At 56.8% G+C, this 3,344-nt stretch carries 3 protein-coding genes and 2 pseudogenes; 1 reads left to right on the top strand and 4 read right to left on the bottom strand.

Annotated features, from left to right (window positions below; genetic code table 11):
* Positions 1-223: 223 nt before the first annotated feature.
* Positions 224-409: an alpha-amylase family glycosyl hydrolase gene (locus tag AKL29_RS44285; RefSeq protein ID WP_244481725.1), complete on the bottom strand. Its 186-nt coding sequence runs from the start codon at positions 407-409 to the stop codon at positions 224-226.
* A 541-nt stretch (positions 410-950) separates the two neighbouring features.
* Between AKL29_RS44285 and AKL29_RS02775 the strand changes: the two genes are divergently transcribed.
* Positions 951-1,175 carry a hypothetical protein gene (locus AKL29_RS02775; protein ID WP_152977395.1) on the top strand — a complete coding sequence of 75 codons (225 nt, stop codon included), beginning with the start codon at positions 951-953 and terminating at the stop codon, positions 1,173-1,175.
* Between the two features lie 192 nt (positions 1,176-1,367).
* On the opposite strand, the pseudogene AKL29_RS02780 reads toward AKL29_RS02775, so the two are convergent.
* The 3 genes and pseudogenes from AKL29_RS02780 to AKL29_RS44295 form a co-directional block, all read right to left on the bottom strand.
* A pseudogene (locus AKL29_RS02780) lies at positions 1,368-1,762 on the bottom strand (DUF2269 family protein); the annotation flags it as partial.
* A complete protein-coding gene (locus AKL29_RS02785) occupies positions 1,762-3,039 on the bottom strand; it encodes an SDR family oxidoreductase (protein WP_050382904.1) in 1,278 nt (425 codons plus the stop codon). The pseudogene AKL29_RS02780 and the gene AKL29_RS02785, both read right to left, overlap by 1 nt.
* Positions 3,040-3,061: 22 nt before the next feature.
* Positions 3,062-3,344 (bottom strand): annotated as a pseudogene (locus tag AKL29_RS44295) (hypothetical protein); the annotation flags it as partial.

The following is a 3,344-nucleotide window of genomic DNA, read 5'->3' on the forward strand; positions in this document are numbered from 1 at the left end:
GATCAACACAGCGCTGGCATCAACCGGGAAGCCATCGACACCGCGCTCTAACCAGAACCGCATCACGCGATCGCTTCCCGGACCTCGGGGTTTCGCCAATTCAGGTCCGGCTGACTCGGCAGAAATGAATCCGGCGCTCCTCACACCACTCCCAAGCACTTCCTCCGAAGCGGCTAAGCCGGTTGTTCGGCGGACCACCGTGGGCACCGGGTTCCGCCCACAATTACCAATCCGCCTTCGGATTGTCGCGCGAGGCGCGGCTTTCTGCGAACCAGGCGTGCTGATCGGAGGTATGATTGGGGACAAGGTCGAGAATGAGCCGGATGCCCGAATCATGCAGGGCACGTAGCACGTTGTCGACATCTTCCAGCTTGCCGAAACGGGGATCACCCGAGCATAAATCGGCAATGTCATAGCCGAAGTCGTGATTGGGACTCTTGTAGGATAGCCGTCAGCCATACCGCGCCGATGCCAAGCCAAGTAGTCGACACGCTGCAGAAGGCCGACCAGGTCCCCTTGCCCGTCGCCGTTACTGTCCTGAAAAGACATCACGGCGATCTCGTACACGACCGAGTACGCCACCACGTTTCATTCGAAACAGGCGCGGATTCTTGGCGGCGCATCCCTACTCTCGCGGAAAGCAGACTCCTTGACGAGACCAGCAACGCACCCAATCTGGGCGGCTCTTCAATTTCCGGCGAGAGACGTTCGTTCCTAAGAGTACCGCGCAGCCAGCGCAGCTGGCTCTCGCATTGAACTTCCGTCCTTCGACTGCGGGAGCCGTTTTCTTGTAGCTGGGAAGCGGCAGAAACGATGAACAGTTCGCTCCTATACGGCTGTGCCCTGTCGAATTAAAGGTCACATGAAGCACTGAAAGCCACCGGGGATCACACGCTGCCGCCGTTAGGAACCTATTTCCGTTGAACTGGTTGGCCAAGTGGGAGATCTCTATGTCCCTGAGCCGACAACGCAAGATCTATCAAAGTGAAAACGGCGATAGCTGGTGGCTTTGTCAGGACGGCAAGGGAGTATTCGTTTTACATGAAGCGAATGCACTTGCTGGGGGACACGTTACAAAAGTCGCACTTGCAGATTTTCTAGCCAACAATAAGGATGCACCCGAGCACCAGGCGCTCCTGAAGATGATTGGCGAGCTAACAGGTATGCTCTCCTAGCACTCGACCATGCTCCGGCCTGCCTGCGCCTTGCCTCGGCGACCACTCCACTCTCGCGTGCCTACCCTACGCAACTGACTTGAGCGTCCAGGATAGCTCGGCAATCACTCCCACATCAAACAAAGCAAGTTGAGGTTTGGCTATCATCAGCCAGACTATAGCGGCCACGGCGATGAAAGCTGGAATGCCGAAGGCAAACCACAGCCAGAAAATCCGGTGATATTCAGGAGGCAAAGGCGAGCCTTTTGTCGCCGCGATTGAGGCAAGATCCCTAAGGCGCATTTGCATCCAAACGACGGGCAACCAAAGTGCCCCCGTGATGACATACAGCACCATCGACCAAACGATCCATCCTTCCCAGAAGGAGTAGCCGACGTGCAACACAAGCAGCGAGCCTGTGATTGGCTGTGCAACGACGGCAGTGCCTGTGAAGATAAAGTCCGCAATCACAACGATTCGGGCAACGCCCGCGATAACGGAGGGTTTTCCGCCGAGGTGAGCTGCATGAAAAACGCTATGCCGGATCCTGTGCCAAGCAGGACCACGGCGCCGACGACATGTAAGTATTTGAGAACGAAGTACAGCATTATCGATCATCAAGAACAGCAAGCCCTACGAAATGCAGGATGATAATCGGCCAGATCTTCAGCATCGGCCCCAGAGGATCGGCCCATAGGCGAGGCACAAGTATGGTCCCGATGATCGCGTAAGTGAAGGAGATAGCGATGGCCGCGTAGAGTTCGTACCGGCTGGTTGGCCGATAAGCAATGGCGAGTCCAATCACGAGGTCGGATAATGCGCCGGCGATCACCGTGAGCGCCGCGCTGGCTCCTTCGACGCCGCCCTCGCCCATGAGACCCATACCGTAGCCCCAGCCCGGACCAAGGGAGACAAAGGCGGTGGAGATCCAGAATAGAGACAACACAATAAATATTGCTGGCTTGAGCAAATACATCCGCGCAAACCAGCGTTCCTGCACTGAAGCTGGTTCGGAGGCGAACAACTCCGGGAGGCCTCTTGGACGCAGCCCAAGCCGCTGCATGCCTTCAAGATCGCCAACCGCCCCTCGCCTGATCTCCCGCTCGGCAGTACTTCGTACCGGAGGCCGCCAGCCCAACAGCGAAATCATGTCACCGAATTTGTACATTACGATCGAAACAAAGTTCGGCAAACGGATCTCGTGCGCTGGAGGCCAGCGGTACCAACCCCGGATCAATGCAATGACTTCGAGGAAAGAATGGCGATGCGGGCCGACCAGTTCGACAACTGTCCGTGTGGGCGCTCCGGACTGTAAAAAATGCTGCACGGTTCGAACGACGTCCTCAAGCAGGACTATCTGGAGCTGTCCCGTATTCGGCATCACCGGCAGCATTGGGAGGGCCGCCAAGCCTCGCATGAGCGCGCTAGCCCCATAGGCCGCTCGACCGATTACGACGGACGGCCGCAAGATGATCCAATCGAGGTCACGCGCTATCAGAGCCTTGTCGCCAGATAACTTCGTTTCTGAAAACGCACTGGGGGTTTGCCGGTCTACGCCAATTGCGGAGAAATGGATAACGCGGCGGATTTTGAGTTGCTCGCAGGCGGCAAAAAGATTCGCAATCCCCTGATGATGGACCATCGACGTGGAATCTTTTGGGCTATCTTGGAGCACCCCGGCGCAATTTACTACGGCTTCTACGCCGTCGAGATGGGGCAGCCAGTAAGAGGGCGACGTTGCCTCGTTGAGATCGATCGAGATCGCGCCCGGACACCCGATTCCGGCGCTTCTACTCATCGAAACAATTGAATGGCCTTGCGAGGATAGGTCAGCCACAATAGCGGAGCCCAACAGTCCTGTCGCTCCGATGACGGCAACCTTCATTGATGGTCCTCCGCGTTCGGAGTTAAGCCCTCTTCCGCGACCGTAAGCCTCGAACGAATTCCTCCATGTACGGAAGGACCTCAAACAGCAGGACTGCGAACAAGAACGTCGCCACGTATGCCCAAGGTAATGGTTCTCGCTTCAGAACGAGTTCGTAACGTGCGGGCTCAGAACCCAGCCCCCAAAGGCCGAGGAATTGTGGCCAGTTCAAGATAATGACGATAACCATCGCCATGAGAGGCATCAGCTCAAGAAAACTATGGACCTGCTGTTCGATGGGCGTGATGCGCCGCTTATGGCTGGCG

Source organism: Bradyrhizobium pachyrhizi (genome assembly GCF_001189245.1).
In the GTDB taxonomy this organism is placed as follows: Bacteria; Pseudomonadota; Alphaproteobacteria; order Rhizobiales; family Xanthobacteraceae; genus Bradyrhizobium; species Bradyrhizobium pachyrhizi.